Consider the following 15756-nt stretch of genomic DNA (forward strand, 5'->3'; position numbering starts at 1 on the left):
ACCCACAAAAAGACATTTCCTGCTCTCTTCCTTCTTTTGTCTTTTGCCTTTTCTCTTTTCTCTAAAACGAATTCCTGTCCTTAAACAAAATATTGTACACCAAGAAAAGTCCCAATCCAATCGCGATCAGCAGAAAGATGGAGGGTAGAATTCCGTAGCCGAGAAAAGTGTAGGTGGTCGGAATCCGCATCAGAAGCGACGCGCCGATAATCATTGCCGCAATGATGAGTCCCGAAGTGATTCGGTTTGCTACTTTCTGGAAACCGTCGGTGAGGCGGTCTTCATCAATTGCGTTGATCTTGAGTTCGAGTTCGTTGTTGGCAAGGTTTTCGGTGATTTTGTTAAGGCGTGACGGAAGGTTTTCCACCAGTTTCTTATTGTCGAGCAAAAATCCGTAAGCATTTTCGGGTTTCAGTTCCTGCTTCATTTTTTTGCTCACCATTTCGTCCATAAACCTGCGGATTGCTTGCTGCAGATCGTATTTCGGAGTAAGCACCGCGACAATCTGATCGAGGTTGAGTAGGATTTTTCCGAGGATATTGAGTTCCACCGCGAGTTTGATGCCTTCTTCGGCGGCGATGCGGTTCATCTGCAGAAGCACTTTTCCCGTTTCCATATCTTCGGCATTGGTGCTTGTGCTGTTCATCACCAATCGGTTGATGTTTCGGCGGAAACTTTTCAGGTCGGTTTTGTGTGGATCGTAATCGCTTATTTCAAGGAGTGCCTCGGTAATTTCGTCGCTGTCTTTTTTGCTCATTCCGATCAGGAGCATCATGATTTTTTCCTGAAGTTTCGGACTGAACTTCGCGACCATTCCCAAATCCATCAATGCGATTTTGTCGTCGGAAGTAAGGTGGATATTTCCCGGATGCGGATCGGCGTGCGCGAAACCATCGACAATAATCTGCTTCATATACGATTCCACCAACTCGTCGATCACGGGATTGAAATCGGTCTCGATCTTTTTGAGTTTTCCCAACGAGGTGATTTTTTTGCCCTCGATGAAATCCATCGTCAGAACTTTGGAGGAAGAGTATTCCGCAACAGGCGACGGAATTTCCAGCAGCTTGTATTTCTTAAGGTTTTCCTTTAAAGTCAGGAGGTTTTGCTGCTCTTTCTGATAATCCAGTTCGTTGAGAAGGATGTAGCGCAGTTCCTCGATGATTTGGTCTAAAGAATAATTCTTTGCGGCGGTAGAATGTTTCACCGCGAGTTCCGCCATTTTCTTCAGAGTATCCAAATCTTCGATGATCGCTTTGCGGATTCCCGGGCGCTGGATTTTTACGGCAACAACTCTTCCTGAATGCAGTAACGCTTTGTGAACCTGCCCAATCGAAGCATTTGCTAACGGAGTTCTGTCGAATTCTACGAACGCTTTTTTCACGGGTACACCGATTTCTTCCTCGAAAATCCTACTGACTTCCTCATAAGGAATCGCTTCCACATCATCCTGGAGGTTCGCGAGTGCATGCAGATAATTTTCTGGCAAAAGGTCGGGTCTCGTCGAGAGAAGCTGCCCAAGTTTGATATAGGCAGGACCCATCTTTTTCAGGTCTTCCACCAGTTCTTCGGGTTTCTGATTGTAGGTATCGTCGCTGGTTTCTTCGTTTTCAAGGTCGCTGAAAGCAGAACCGGTTGTACTTTTTACCACTTCACTGTTGTAATATTTCAGGATGAACCCGAAAAATTTCGCGTAATTGTTGAGTTGATCTAATGCCATAATTTTTTCCTAAGAAAATAGCATACCAAATTCAATTTAGAAATCGTGAAACAACTTCAAACTTCAAACCTTCAAACTCCCAAACCTTCAAACTTCAAACCCTCAAACCCTCAAACTCTCAAGAAAAGTCGTATTTTTGAACAATGGATCTCTCACTCCGCACTGTGACCGTTATGCGATATATTCTGCCTTTGAGGGAAGGTGGAAGTTTGCCTGCATTGGCGGAAGCGGACGACGATTTTAAGTATGTCCTAAAATTCCGTGGCGGTGGTCACGGCGTAAAGATGCTGATTTCTGAACTGTTGGGCGGGAAAATCGCTCAGGTTTTAGGATTGAAAATTCCCGAACTGGTTTTTGCCAATTTGGATGTGGATTTCGGCAGAACTGAAGCCGATGAGGAAATCCAGGATCTGCTGAAGTTTTCCGAAGGGTTGAATATGGGTTTGCATTTTCTGTCGGGCGCGATTGCGTATGATCCTTCGGTGAAAATTGATCCGCTCCTGGCTTCAAAGATTGTTTGGCTCGATGCGTTTATTACCAATATCGACCGTACTTTCAAGAATACCAATCTTTTGATGTGGCACAAGGAACTTTGGGTGATTGATAATGGCGCTTCATTTTACTTCCACCACAACTGGCAGAATTTTGATGCTGCGGCAAAGACACCCTTTAAATATGTAAAAGACCACGTGCTGCTGAAACAGGCGTCCAAGCTCGATGAAGCCGACGCTTTTGCGAAAACGGTTCTGAACGATGAAGTCTTCCGCCAAATTGTGGAACTGATTCCTTTGGAATGGCTGGACTGGAACGATACGGAAATGTCTCCCGATGAAATCAGGGATGTATATTTCAATTTTATGAAAACCCGTTTCGCGAATACCGAAATCTTTGTAAACGAAGCAAAAAATGCAAGAGGATAAACTGTACGAATACGCCGTGATCCGTTTGGTGCCGAAGGTTGAAAGAGAAGAGTTTTTCAACATCGGGCTCGTTTTGTTTTCGAAGAAGGAAAAGTATATCCGCGTGGAATTCCACCTGTGTCCCGACAAGTTCGCTTTCATGCATTCCAAACTAGATTACGAGGACATCCAACAGAATTTGGAGAATTTCAAAGCTGTTGCCAACGGTGAGAACTCAGGCGGCGAAATCGCCAAGCTCGATATTCCCGAAAGATTCCGCTGGTTGACCGCGGTGAGAAGTTCTGTGGTGCAGACTTCGCGACCTCATCCCGGGAAAACAAAGGATCTCGACAAAACTTTTGAGCGGCTGTTTGAGGAGTTGGTGAAATAACCTCATCCGATTTGCTTTTCATTACACAGGGAAATCAGGTTCCCTAAATATTCATTTATTATACGACCAAGAATGCGGTAAAGTCAAAAGAGCTTTACCCATCATTTTCTTCTTTATAAAATCAGAATTGTTAACAATTGTTCGATGTTGAATCTTGGCTATGATATAGTTTTGTAGTGTATTTACAACAACTGTGAAGATATTCACAAATGATGAGAAAAAGCTTAAAAACATAAAGATTACAGGTTTATCAGATGAATAATCCTGTAATCTGTTTTTCATTTTCGCAATCGATTCAATACCTATAAAATAACACAGAGATGAAAAAAACAATCCTTTTTGCGTGTTTACTATTCTTCCACTTAGGATTCTCGCAATATCTCGGTGTAAACACTACCACTCCCAAAAGCACACTGGATATCACCGCAAAAGACCCCACATATTTACACAAATTTAAACTAAAGGAGAAAAAAAGCCACGAACAAATGTTAGTAAAAAGGTCATTTTTCTAACATTAGTTTGTTAAAATCGAAATTCAAAAGCAAGCGCTAAATCTTCGTCAGTTTCGCAAACTTCAGGATCAAATTTTTCTCACCTTCGTGCTGGAATTTTACTTTTGCCTTGATGTTCTGCGGATCGGTTCCGTCGAGGAAGATGACTTCGCCGACACCGAAACGGTCATGGCGCACTTTGTCGCCCACTTCAATGTCCTGAGAGCTTTCGCCACTCGGATTGATGATTCTTGCGGTGGAAACTGGTTTGAGGTTTTTCCTGATTTTTGGTTCAGAATCGGTGCGCTCGATTTTCTTTTTGGGGTCGAGTTTTCTGAAGCTTCGCGCTTCAATCGGTGCATCGTCAAAAATATTTGACTTCAAACCGGAATGATTCACGAAACGGCTTTCTACAGCGGGATTGATGAACTCCAGATATTCTGCATCGACTTCGCTTAAGAATCTTGACGGTTCTGCATCGGTGATTTTGCCCCACTGAAAACGGGAAACGGCGTAAGTGAAAAAGGCCTGTTTTTCGGCTCTCGTCAAAGCCACGTAAAACAAGCGCCGTTCTTCTTCTAATTCTTCGCGGGTAGAAGAACTCATAAAACTTGGAAAAAGATTTTCTTCAAGTCCCACCAAATGCACAACAGGAAATTCCAAACCTTTAGAAAGGTGAATGGTCATTAATGAAACTTTGTCGGTTCCGTCATCTTCTTTATCCTTTTGCGTATCGGCAGAAAGCGCGATGTTCTCCAGGAAATTACTCAAACTCGGATCGCCTTCCTCCAACTGGTGCTGTTCCTCGATAAAACCCTGCATCGAGTTCATGAGTTCCTGCACGTTTTCCACGCGTGAGATTCCTTCGGGAGTTTGGTCGTCTTTCAGGAATTTAATCAGTCCGCTTCGTTTGGCGACTTCCATTGCGACTTGATAAACATTTTCAGTTTTCAGTAAAATCTGAAACGCCTTGATCATCGACCAGAAATCGGAAAGCTTGGTCAAAATCCCATTGTTCAGACCCAATTGCGGAGCATAAAAACCGAGATTGTTCAGAACCTGCGAAACAGAAATATTCTGCGAATCGGCAAAGACGATCAGTTTGTTTTGCGTGGTTTCGCCAATTCCACGAGCTGGATAATTGATGACTCTGAACAGCGCCTCACTATCGTTTTCATTGACTAAAAGCCGAAGATAGGCGATCAGATCCTTTACTTCTTTTCTTTGGTAAAACGACAGTCCGCCGTAAACTCGGTAAGGAATATTTTTCCGGCGGAGTGCGTCTTCAAAAGCTCTGGTTTGGGAATTGGTTCGGTAAAGAATTGCAAAATCAGTAAATTTTCTCTGTTGCGAATGGTGGAGTTCCCAGATATTTCCTGCCACGAAATTCGCCTCATCCGCATCGGACAATGCGCGGTAAACTTTGAGCTTCTCCCCTTCCTCATTATCGGAAAATACATTCTTCTTGAACTGCTGCACGTTTTTAGAAATAACCACATTTGCAGCATTCACGATGTTTTGGGTGGAACGGTAATTCTGTTCCAAAGAAACCGTTTTCGCGTCGGGATAATCTTTTTTGAAGTTAAGGATATTATAAATATTCGCACCACGGAAGGAATAAATCGACTGCGCATCATCACCTACGACACAAATATTTTCGAATTTCGAAGCCAAAGCTTTCACGATCAGGTATTGTGAATGGTTCGTATCCTGATACTCATCCACCAAAATATATCTGAAGCGATCTTGGTATTTTGCGAGAACCTCAGGAAATCGAGTCAGCAATTCATTGGTTTTCAATAATAAATCATCAAAATCCATCGCGCCGTTTCGGTAGCATTGCTCCACATATTTTTGGTAAATAATCCCTATGTGTTTCATATTCGTCCTTTCGTCCGCCTCGATGAGTTCGGGATTGTTGAAGTAGGCCTTTACGGTAATCAGATTATTTTTGTAGGTCGAAATTCTAGCTTGAACTTTCTTAGGTTTGTAAAGGTCAGAGTCGATGTTCAGCTCCTTCATCACCTTTTTGATGACGTTCAGCGAATCCTGGGAATCGTAAATCGTGAAGTTGGACGGGAATCCCAGATAATGTGCTTCCGCCCTCAGAATTCTCGCAAACACCGAGTGGAAAGTCCCCATCCAAAGTGATTTCGCCTCACTCTCTCCCACAACTTTTGCGATACGCTCCTTCATTTCCTTTGCTGCTTTATTGGTAAAAGTGAGCGCAAGAATATTGAACGGATCCACCAGATTGGTAATCAAATGAGCGATTCGCATCGTGAGAACGCGGGTTTTGCCGGAACCTGCCCCTGCAAGAACCATCAAAGGTCCTTCGAGAGTGGTTACGGCATCGTATTGGGCGTCATTGAGTCCTTTCAGGTAATCCATCTGTAATTTCGAATAAGCTACAAATTTAGGAAATTATACTGCGAACTCAAAGCAGCATATTTAGGGATGATGGATTTTGGCAAGAGTAATTTATGCAGTCAAATGCTGGATTTTGCTTACGATATCGTCGATATTGAAAGGTTTCGACACAAAAGCGTTCGCTCCCGAATCGATCGCCGTTTTTTCCAGACCGCGGCTTGCAGACATGATGATTACAGGAATATTTTTTGTGGCTTCTTTATTTTTAAGGGCTTTACAGATTTCGCGGCCGTCTTCATTATTCAGCCACATATCAAGGATAATCGCATCAGGTTTTGCGTCTTTCTCAACCCAGCTGAAAATTTCGGATCCCCTTTCGAAAGCCGTAACCTCAAATCCCTCAATATCGAGCATCAATCCCAAAGAATCGAGAATTGCCACATCGTCATCTACTATGATTATTTTCTTTGATTTCATTTTTTTCTAATTTTCCCTTTCACTTAACGGAAGTGAGAAAAAGAATGTTGAACCTTTACCTAATGTACTTTCTACCCAGATTTTTCCGTTGGATCGCTCGATAATCTGGGCGGCGATGAAAAGTCCCAATCCCAAACCGGGAATCGTGCTTTGTTCTTCTCCGCTTACTCGGTAATACTGTTCAAATACTTTGTCTTTTTTGTTGTCGGGGATTCCCAATCCGAAATCTCGAACGCTGAAAATCATGTTGGCTCCATCGTTTTCTGAACGTACAATGACTTCATCCGCATTTGGCGAATATTTCACCGCATTGGTTAAAAAGTTGGTAATCACCTGACTTACACGATGTTTGTCTGCATAAACCGTTCCAACGGAATTTTTTTCCACGGTAATTTTGTGTCGACTTGTGAGTTGCTGCTCTTCGACAATCTCATCTACGAGTTCAGCGATATTGAAATTATCCTCATTGAGCTGTATTTTTCCGCTGTTGATTTTGGTCACATCGAGAAGGTCGCCGATCAGCGAAGTGAGTTTCACCACCTGTTCATCCATTTTTTTCGCGTATTCGGCAGTTTTCGAATCGCCTTGCTTTGTCAACATGCGGTCGAGAACCTGAGCGTAAAGTTTAATACTGGTGAGTGGTGTTTTCAGTTCGTGGCTTGCAATTCCCAGGAAGGTGTCTTTTTGTGCCTGTAGAATTTTCAGTTCGTTGATATCGATACTGGTTCCGATCCACTGGTTCACGTTTCCATCCTCGTCGAGATCCGGAACAGCACGGGTCAGAAGCCAAATGTATTCGCCGCTTTTGTTTTTCGCGCGGTATTCAATTTCATAGTGGCTTTTTTTCTTTACGGCTTTTTTCCAAACTTTTTCAACTTTAGGCAAATCCTCGGGATGGATGAATATGCTGAAATTCTTAGCGCCGATAAAATCATCGGTAATATCGAAATACTCTTTCGCTCTTTCATTAAGGTAACTGAAGTTCCCGTTTGCAGCGGAAGTCCACACAATCTGTGGCATCGCTTCGGAGAGTCCTTTATATTTTGCTTCCGACAACCTTAGCTTCTCAGATTTTTCCTGAAGTTTCTTCCGCGAGTTCACCATGTCGGTTACGTTTACTGCCATATTCAGGATGGCATAAACTTCATTCCTATTGTTGCGGATGGGTTTATACGAAAAGTTATAAAAATAGGTTTGCAACTTCCCGTCAACTATCAAATCTGCTCGGTCTTCGGTTGCAGAATAGGTTTCACCTGTCGTGTAAACTTTTCGAAGCAAATCTATAAAAGGTTGTCCTTCCAGTTCGGGCACTGCTTTTTCGAGCGGCATTCCGATTACGGATCTGTCTTTACCCCAAGTTCGAAGCATTTTGTCGTTGGCAAGCTCCACGATCATATCTAACCCGCGATAGATCGCGATGGAATAATCGGCATTAAGAATGAGGTTTTTGAAACGGAGCTCACTGTCGGCAAGTTGTTCTTCAGACTTCACCTGCGACGTCACTTCGGTTGCTACAACACTTACTCCAATAATTTGATTTGCGTTATCATACACTGGCGAATAGACAAAATCGAAAAAATATTCCCCTAAAACCCCTTTTCTTTCAAGAAAGCAGGACACTTTATAGCCACGAAATGGTTTGCCTGTTTCGTACACTTCCAGCAAAATATCCGGAAACGCCTGATCTTTAATTTCGGGAAGTGCTTCAACCAAAGGAAGCCCAATAACCGAATCGTCTTTTCCCCAAATCTGGAGTATTTGCTCATTGGCAGACTCGATGACAAAATCTTTGCCCATCAACATCGCCAACGCAACAGGTGCCTGAGAAAACAGATTGATCAGCGATTCGGGTTTAATCTTTTCGTAATATTGATTATCCATATCCTTTTCTGCAAAAACAACCAAAAATACTAAAAAATTAATTTTATGAGAAGTTTTGTAGACAATATTACGTTGAAAAAATACGATTATCAGAACCGTGAACGATGAATTTACTGTTTCCTTATCAAACAATATAGAAATTTACCAACAACCAGCAAAAAAGGCACAGAAATTGTAAAAACAATTAGCATAACGCAAAAACACTTCCTTATGTCTGAAAATATACTTTCTGTAGAAGATCTAAGATTTTTAGAGAACCTGCATTCCCGCTTTGGTTTGGAATTTTTGAGATATGACGATTCCGGAATCCGCATCAACAATGATGAAATAATCGCAGACGATCTTTCAAAAGCAGACCATTATAACTTGTTAACAGAGATTTCTAAGAAACTGAAGTACCGCCTGAACTCGAATTTCCAAATGAATTTCTCAAGCGGTTTCCATTTCGATGTGGTTAGAGTTTAATGCTACAAAATTTCAAAACAAATGCCTTTTCAAACTTTGAAATCAGGCATTTTTTCGTTCTTGTTGTCATCAATAAGAATGCATTCAGAAATTGCCACGAAAAAACATTAGGCAAATAGGACTACTTGCCGGCATAACAAGTTTTCATTTAAGTAAGGATTATTTCCGTCTCTGAAATTTACGCAACATCATCAAGACTCAAAATTTTGTAGCGAGTAAAGAAATTCCGAAAAAATAACCTATATTTGCAAACTAAATTTCAGACTATACAATGAGTACAATATTTACACTGTTCATGGTTTTGATCATGATTGCGAGTATCCTACTAATTATCATCATTATGGCTCAAAACCCAAAAGGAGGTGGACTTTCCGGAACTTTTGGCGGAACTTCCTCTGCACAGTTTGGGGTACAGCGAACCAATGACTTCATGGAAAAAGCAACGTGGACTTTGGGAATCGTGATCGTAGCATTAATTTTGCTAAGCGTAATTTTGACTGCAAAACCAGTTCATACTTTCCAGCAAACAGCGCCCGCTAAAAAGGAAGCACCAGCTCCTCAAACAGCTCCTGCGACAAACAGCACAACAACTGCTCCCGCAAAAGAAGCTCCTGCAGCACCAGCAAAGTAAACACAACACCTATACATACAAAGAAGGCCTGATTTTTCAGGTCTTTTTTGTTGAAGGTTACTTATGTATCGTGGATTTGATTTTCCAGAATTCGTCCTGCTCTTTCAGAAAAAGACATTCAATCCAGGAATCAAGCGTCATCATTTCAAGGATTTCCGGTGAAATATTTACAAAGCCAGTTTCGAAAAACGCTTTCGGAATATTGATTTGATCCCTGTCTATAACCAAAATATTCTGGTCAGAATAAAACGGATAGTTTACAATATCATTATTAGTAGTAATGAGTTTTTTTCCGGAAGCCAATGCCTCAAAGGTCCTCATTGTCAAACCGTTTTGAAATGGCTTATTGACGTCCAGAACTGCAAAAGAGTCTCTATAAATTTCTGCAATTTCCTTGTGAGCAAGCTTTTTGAACTGTAATTTATTTACATCAAACTTCTTCAAATTCTTATCAAAAATCTTTTTTAACAGGAAAGCTGTTTTTCCCGGTGCGTAATAATAAAAGAATGTTTTCAGCCCCAACTTCTCACAAAAACGATTTACCTTTTCACCGATAAGGTAACGGTCTGTATGTGCGCTTCCAATAAAAGATAAATCAAATTTCGGTTTACCTGCCGGTTGCATTTTACCATAATCAGGTATGAAAAAAAGCGGTCTGAAATGGAGACCGTACTTTACCGCATCCTTTGGCTCGAAAGTGAAGTTTCTGTCGAAATAGGGATAAAGCTTCAATAATTTTGGGTATTCTTCAGCGGCATCATACGAATAAAAAATCTTGACGGCATTTGAATTCTGTCTCGAGAATTCATCCAGAAAGAAAAAAGGCACGGTCTCTCCTTTGATCAGGAGTAAAAAATCGTAATCCTTATTCCTGATCCGCTTCAGAATATTTTGGTAATAGGACTTGATTTTCGTATGGTACAAACTGCTTTTTACACGGATGATTCCTTTCGTGAAAACAGAATCCGACGGACGTTCGTTAAAGAAATCGACTTCCGCACCGAGTTCCTTCAAACGTTTTATCACGGCAATTTCGTAACTGAAAAAATTTGCCGTCAAAAAAAGTATTTTTTTCCCTTGAAGATTCATGATTTCCGAAAACGCTAATTTACCGGCAACGAAAGATTGCTTATGAAAACCCTATTCTTCCGGTAATAAGTATTCATTTTATTAAAGATTTATTTTGATTTTATTTCCCCAAAAATCTCAGGTAAGCATTTCTAATCAATCTTCCTATATATTTTGCACGGTAAAAAAGCCGATACAGCAAATATTCGACGGAGCTGATTCTTTGTTGCAAATACATTTCTTTTAGGTTTTTGATGAAACCTTTTTCCATTTCAGGAAGATTTGCAGAAAGTCCCGAAACCCCAAATGTTCTTTTTCCGCCTCCTGCAACGATCAATTCTTCATCTAAGATAAACATTTTATTGTGCCGGGAAACTTTCAGCCAGTAATTGATGTCTTCCGCATACCTTTGATTTCCATCAAAAAAGCCGGTATTTTCAAGCACATTTCTTTTGAACATAACAGTTGACGGTTGTGCTTCATTTCTGATCATCAGCTTCCTGAACGTAATTTCCGCCAATCCATTTTCGTTTACTTTATATGGGTAAAGGATTTTGTGTTTGCCTCGTTTTACCGCCAGGAAATCAATTCCCAATTTTTCATCCTCAAGAAAATAAATTTGTCTCTCCACCTTTTTCGGAAGCCATTCATCATCAGAATCCAGGAGCGCAATATAATCACCAGTTGCAACTTGGAGCGCAGTATTTCTTGCAGCTGAAACTCCTTTGTTTACCTGATTCTTGATTACAATATTTAGCTCCGGGTGATTCTTCTGGTAATCGGAAATCAGGACTTCACTCCCATCCGAAGATCCGTCATTAATAATAATGATTTCGAAATTCTCCGCACCATAGGTTTGATTGCGGACACTTTCTATCGCCTTGATAATTGTAGATTCCGCATTGTACACCGGGAGAATTACAGACACCAACTTCTTCATACCTTATCCTGCTTCATTATACGGCAACCTGTTCTGGATCGATCTTCCCAGGGAAATCTCATCTGCATACTCTAGCTCATCACCCACCGAAATTCCTCTCGCTATAGTTGAAAAAACCACATCGAAATTCTTGAACTTTTTATAAAGATAATAAGCAGTGGTATCTCCTTCCATCGTCGCGCTCAAGGCAAAAATCAGTTCTTTCACTACTCCTTCCTGCAGTTTTCTTTCAATGGACGAAATATTCAGTTGGTTGGGCCCGATTCCTTCCATCGGCGAAATTTTTCCACCGAGCACCAAATATTTGCCGCTGAATTTATTGGTATTTTCAATTGCCATGACATCGCGAACATCTTCTACAATACAAAGTATTTCATCAGTCCTTCTCGGGTTGCTGCAGATCTCGCACACTTCAGAATCGGAAAAATTATGACATTCTATGCAATAATTAATTTCCGTAACCAGCTTCACCAAAGAATTTCCCAAAGCAATCGCCTGGCTTTCCGGCTGTTTTAGAAGATGTAGCGCCAAACGCAGCGCAGATTTCCTGCCGATTCCCGGCAAACCGGAAATTTCCTCAACAGCTTTCGCCAAAACCTTACTCGGATAGTCCATCCTACAAAGGTAAAGATTTTCGCCAAGTCCAAAAAAATCTCACCACTCTGTTTTCATTAACGAAGAAATTTCCCAAAGATTTTTCAACCGTATTTTTTATTCTTAAATTTGAGGAAATAATTTAGAAATGGACATTACACAACTCGAACCCCAAATAATCTGGAAAAATTTTTCGGCATTAAACGCTGTTCCCAGACCTTCAAAAAAAGAAGAAAAAGTGATCGAATTCATCAAAAATTTTGGCGAGAATCTCGGACTCGAAACCCGTGTTGACGAAGTCGGGAACGTAATCATCAAGAAACCGGCGACTGCAGGAATGGAAAGCAGAAAACCGGTCGTGATGCAGTCGCACCTCGATATGGTTTGCCAAAAGAATAGCGATGTGAATTTTGATTTTGAAACCCAGGGAATTGAAATGGAAGTTGAGGGAGATTGGGTGAAAGCAAAAGGAACCACTTTGGGAGCAGACAACGGTTTGGGAGTTGCCGCAATTATGTCGGTTTTAGAAAGCAGCGATATTCCGCATCCCGCTTTGGAAGCACTTTTCACCATTGATGAAGAAACCGGAATGACCGGCGCGATGGGTTTGAAAGCAGGTGAACTACATGGTGAAATCCTGCTGAACCTCGATACCGAAGAAGATGACGAAATCGATATCGGTTGTGCAGGCGGAATCGACGTTACAGCCAGTCAAAACTATCCGCTGGAAGACGTAAAGGGAATGGTGGTGAGAATCGACATCAAAGGTTTGCAGGGAGGTCACTCCGGAATGGACATCCACAAAGGTTTCGGAAATGCCAATGTGATTTTGGGAAGACTGCTTTTCACCGGAGTGTACAACCAAAATATCCAGATGATTTCTATTGATGGAGGTGGTTTGCGAAACGCGATTCCGAGGGAAGCCAACGCAGTTCTTTCCGTAAGAAATTCCGTGGAGTTTATTGAGACTGCCAATGTTCTGAGAAAGGCAATACTGGAAGAATTTGCCGAAATTGAAAAGGATCTGCAGATCAATATCGAAACATTTTCGACTCCCGAAAAAGCAATTTCCGAAGAAGATTCAAAGAAAATTATTTTTGCGTTGAAAGCCGCACACAACGGAGTTTATCGAATGTCGCCCGATGTTGCCGATTTGGTGGAAGCATCGAACAATGTTGCTAGAGTTGAGCTGCAACACGGCGAATTGAAAATCCTCAACCTTTCCCGCTCATCGGTGGAATCTACGAAATTTGCAGTTGCGGAACAGTTGAAATCCGTTTTTGAATTGGCGGGAATGAACGTTGAATTCAGCGGTTCCTATCCGGGATGGAAACCAAGACCAGGTTCCGAAATCGTAAAATTAATGGAGAAAATCTACGAAAAAGATTTCGGCGCAAAACCTCATGTAGTCGCTTGTCACGCCGGACTGGAGTGCGGAATTATCGGCGCCAATTATCCTGAAATGGAAATGGTGAGTTTCGGACCGACCATTCGCGGAGCACACTCACCGGATGAAAAAGCGAATATTCCTTCCGTACAGAAGTTCTGGGGATTTTTGAAAGAGATTTTAGCAGATATTCCTTCGAAGAATTAATAATGAAAAATTAACAATGAAAAATGCAGTTGAAATTTAGTTTTGAACTGCATTTTTTTTAACAAGATAATTATGAAAACGTTAAACGAATTGCTTTCTATCCTAAAATCCCGTTTCGAGAACAACATGAACCGCCACCCAAAAATTAAATGGGAAGATGTCCAAAAGAAACTGGAACAAAACCCAAAAAAGTTGGAATCCCTTCAGCAAATGGAGGAAACCGGCGGCGAACCAGATGTTGTGGATTTTGACGAAAAATCGGGATCATTCATCTTTTTCGACTGTTCGGCTGAAAGTCCGAAAGAAAGAAGGAGTTGGTGCTATGACCGCGAAGCACTCGACAAAAGAAAGGAACACAAACCTAAGAATAACGCGGCGGATGCTGCAAAATCAATGGGAATCGAAATTCTGGATGAGCAAGATTACCGTTTTCTTCAAACTTTGGGCGCGTTCGACCAGAAGACTTCAAGCTGGCTGAAAACGCCGGAAAACATTAGAAAATTGGGAGGTGCGATTTTTGGAGATTACCGTTACGGAACCGTTTTCATTTACCACAACGGTGCGGATTCCTATTATGCGGCAAGAGGTTTTAGGGGAAAATTGTTGGTTTGAGAAACCATAGGAATAAATTCCAATGTAATAATATCTGTCGTTGCGTTTTGGAATGAATTCCAAAGCTATAATATCGGTCGTTGCTCCGCAACTGTTATGGATAGGGAGCGATTTCCACTTCGAGTCCGTCGAGTTCTTCGCTGATGTGGATTTGGCAACCGAGTCGGGAATTGTCCTGAACATGGAATGCTTCCGCCAACATTGCGTCTTCCTCCGCTCCCATTTCGGTTAGTTTTTCGCCACCATTCACTACATAAACCTGACACGAAGCACACATCGCCATTCCGCCGCAAACTCCAATGGTTCCTTCTTCCGCCAATTCGTAGGAACGAATGACTTCCATTAAGTTCATCGACATATCGGTCGGCGCGACAACTTCGTGCAGTTCGCCGTTTCGGTCAATGATTTTGAGATTGATATCTAAAGACATTTTTTTTAGGTTTGATGTTTGATGTTTGGTGTTTGAAGTTGAATACTCACAAAAATTCACCCGAAGGAATTCTCTCGAAGGAAATTCACTTATTCACATGTATTAATCAATTTTCATCACCACAGCTTTCTCGGCTTCTTTTCTGCTGCCGTCGAAACCGTCAACTCCGCTTACCGTGGTATATTTCAACACATATTTTTTACCCGGATTCAGCATGTTGTACACACTTTGACACATCAAAGTCGCTTCGTGAAAACCGCATAAAATCAGTTTCAGTTTTCCAGGGTAGGTATTTACGTCGCCGATTGCGTAAACTCCCGGAATATTGGTTTGGTAATCCAGTGCATTATTAACTACGATCGCGTTCTTTTCAATTTCCAGACCCCAGTTTGCAATATCGCCCAATTTTGGAGTAAGCCCGAAAAGTGGAATGAAGTAGTCGGTTTCTACATCGAAAGTTTCGCCTTCTTTTTCTACGGTAATGGCGGTAAGTTTTCCTTCACCTTTTAAACCAGTCACTTCAGCCGGAGTAATCAAATTGATTTTCCCCTGATTCTTCAGTTCCTGTACTTTTTCTACAGAGTCCAAAGCACCACGAAATTCATTTCTACGGTGGATTAAAGTTACTTCATCAGCAACATTGGCCAGGAAAATACTCCAGTCGAGTGCGGAATCTCCTCCTCCTGCGATTACCACCTTCTTTCCACGGAAATTCTCGGGTTCCTTCACGAAATACTCTACCCCATTTTCTTCGTAATCACCAATGTTTTCGATCGTCGGTTTTCTTGGCTCAAAAGTTCCGAGTCCTCCTGCGATTGCGACGGCTTTTGCACGGTGAACTGTTCCTTTGTTGGTCACCACCTCGAAAGTTCCGTCTTCCAGTTTGGTTAAAGTTTGGGCAGTTTCCGCCAAAGTAAACCCGGGTTGGAACTGCTTGATCTGCTCCATTAGATTATCGATCAATTCACCCGCATTAATTGAAGGATAACCGGGAATATCGAAGATAGGTTTCTTGGGATAAAGTTCGGTAAGCTGACCTCCAGGTTGTGGAAGTGCGTCGATAATATGGCACTTCATCTTCAGTAAACCCGCTTCAAAAACGGCGAAAAGTCCGGTTGGACCGGCTCCTATAATCAATATATCTGTGGAAATCATTTAATGGTTCTTTAGCAAAAATTAATCGTGCAAATTTA

15 protein-coding genes are annotated in these 15756 nt (G+C 41.6%); 6 read left to right on the forward strand and 9 right to left on the reverse strand.

Features of this window, described 5'->3' with window-relative positions:
- Window positions 1-61 precede the first annotated feature (61 nt).
- Entirely contained in the window at window positions 62-1720 is a 1659-nt protein-coding gene (locus tag MTP09_RS09170) for an ABC1 kinase family protein (RefSeq protein WP_243548116.1), read from the reverse strand.
- A 143-nt stretch (window positions 1721-1863) separates the two neighbouring features.
- Between MTP09_RS09170 and MTP09_RS09175 the strand changes: the two genes are divergently transcribed.
- Both MTP09_RS09175 and MTP09_RS09180 read left to right on the forward strand, forming a co-directional pair.
- On the forward strand, window positions 1864-2640 hold the full coding sequence (locus MTP09_RS09175; protein ID WP_243548117.1) for a HipA family kinase: 777 nt from the start codon (window positions 1864-1866) through the stop codon (window positions 2638-2640).
- Window positions 2627-3010 (forward strand): DUF3037 domain-containing protein, encoded by a 384-nt coding sequence (locus MTP09_RS09180; RefSeq protein ID WP_243548118.1) that lies wholly within the window; start codon window positions 2627-2629, stop codon window positions 3008-3010. Before MTP09_RS09175 ends, MTP09_RS09180 begins: the two co-directional genes overlap by 14 nt.
- A 548-nt stretch (window positions 3011-3558) precedes the next feature.
- Here MTP09_RS09180 and MTP09_RS09185 read toward each other — a convergent pair.
- From MTP09_RS09185 to MTP09_RS09195, 3 genes are all read right to left on the reverse strand, one after another.
- Window positions 3559-5892, reverse strand: coding sequence for an ATP-dependent helicase (locus tag MTP09_RS09185; RefSeq protein WP_243548119.1), 2334 nt, complete (start codon window positions 5890-5892; stop codon window positions 3559-3561).
- Window positions 5893-5982: 90 nt separating this feature from the next.
- Window positions 5983-6348 (reverse strand): response regulator, encoded by a 366-nt coding sequence (locus MTP09_RS09190; protein ID WP_243548120.1) that lies wholly within the window; start codon window positions 6346-6348, stop codon window positions 5983-5985.
- A 6-nt stretch (window positions 6349-6354) separates the two neighbouring features.
- On the reverse strand, window positions 6355-8229 hold the full coding sequence (locus tag MTP09_RS09195) for a PAS domain-containing sensor histidine kinase (RefSeq protein ID WP_243548121.1): 1875 nt from the start codon (window positions 8227-8229) through the stop codon (window positions 6355-6357).
- A 210-nt stretch (window positions 8230-8439) separates the two neighbouring features.
- On the opposite strand from MTP09_RS09195, the gene MTP09_RS09200 reads away from it, so the two are divergent.
- On the forward strand, window positions 8440-8694 hold the full coding sequence (locus MTP09_RS09200) for a hypothetical protein (protein ID WP_243548122.1): 255 nt from the start codon (window positions 8440-8442) through the stop codon (window positions 8692-8694).
- Window positions 8695-8965: 271 nt separating this feature from the next.
- The gene (gene secG, locus MTP09_RS09205) at window positions 8966-9325 is read left to right on the forward strand and encodes a preprotein translocase subunit SecG (protein ID WP_243548123.1); all 360 of its coding nucleotides are present in this window, start codon (window positions 8966-8968) and stop codon (window positions 9323-9325) included.
- Between the two features lie 57 nt (window positions 9326-9382).
- Here the strand turns inward: secG and MTP09_RS09210 are convergent, their stop codons facing one another.
- The 3 genes from MTP09_RS09210 to recR all read right to left on the reverse strand — a co-directional run bounded on the left by MTP09_RS09210 (window position 9383) and on the right by recR (window position 11948).
- The gene (locus MTP09_RS09210; RefSeq protein WP_243548124.1) at window positions 9383-10384 is read right to left on the reverse strand and encodes a CgeB family protein; all 1002 of its coding nucleotides are present in this window, start codon (window positions 10382-10384) and stop codon (window positions 9383-9385) included.
- Window positions 10385-10514: 130 nt separating this feature from the next.
- Window positions 10515-11333 (reverse strand): glycosyltransferase family 2 protein, encoded by an 819-nt coding sequence (locus tag MTP09_RS09215; RefSeq protein WP_243548125.1) that lies wholly within the window; start codon window positions 11331-11333, stop codon window positions 10515-10517.
- 3 nt (window positions 11334-11336) lie between these two features.
- Window positions 11337-11948, reverse strand: coding sequence for a recombination mediator RecR (gene recR, locus MTP09_RS09220; RefSeq protein WP_243548126.1), 612 nt, complete (start codon window positions 11946-11948; stop codon window positions 11337-11339).
- 127 nt (window positions 11949-12075) lie between these two features.
- On the opposite strand from recR, the gene MTP09_RS09225 reads away from it, so the two are divergent.
- Both MTP09_RS09225 and MTP09_RS09230 read left to right on the forward strand, forming a co-directional pair.
- Window positions 12076-13521 carry an aminoacyl-histidine dipeptidase gene (locus MTP09_RS09225; protein WP_243548127.1) on the forward strand — a complete coding sequence of 482 codons (1446 nt, stop codon included), beginning with the start codon at window positions 12076-12078 and terminating at the stop codon, window positions 13519-13521.
- Window positions 13522-13593: 72 nt separating this feature from the next.
- Window positions 13594-14133 carry a DUF4256 domain-containing protein gene (locus tag MTP09_RS09230; protein ID WP_243548128.1) on the forward strand — a complete coding sequence of 180 codons (540 nt, stop codon included), beginning with the start codon at window positions 13594-13596 and terminating at the stop codon, window positions 14131-14133.
- A 94-nt stretch (window positions 14134-14227) separates the two neighbouring features.
- On the opposite strand, the gene MTP09_RS09235 is transcribed toward MTP09_RS09230, so the two are convergent.
- Together MTP09_RS09235 and MTP09_RS09240 are read right to left on the reverse strand one after the other, a co-directional pair.
- Window positions 14228-14563 (reverse strand): 2Fe-2S iron-sulfur cluster-binding family protein, encoded by a 336-nt coding sequence (locus MTP09_RS09235; protein ID WP_243548129.1) that lies wholly within the window; start codon window positions 14561-14563, stop codon window positions 14228-14230.
- 102 nt (window positions 14564-14665) lie between these two features.
- Entirely contained in the window at window positions 14666-15718 is a 1053-nt protein-coding gene (locus MTP09_RS09240; RefSeq protein ID WP_243548130.1) for an NAD(P)/FAD-dependent oxidoreductase, read from the reverse strand.
- Between the last annotated feature and the right edge of the window lie 38 nt (window positions 15719-15756).

It is taken from the genome of Chryseobacterium suipulveris (assembly GCF_022811685.1).
Lineage (GTDB): Bacteria > Bacteroidota > Bacteroidia > Flavobacteriales > Weeksellaceae > Kaistella > Kaistella suipulveris.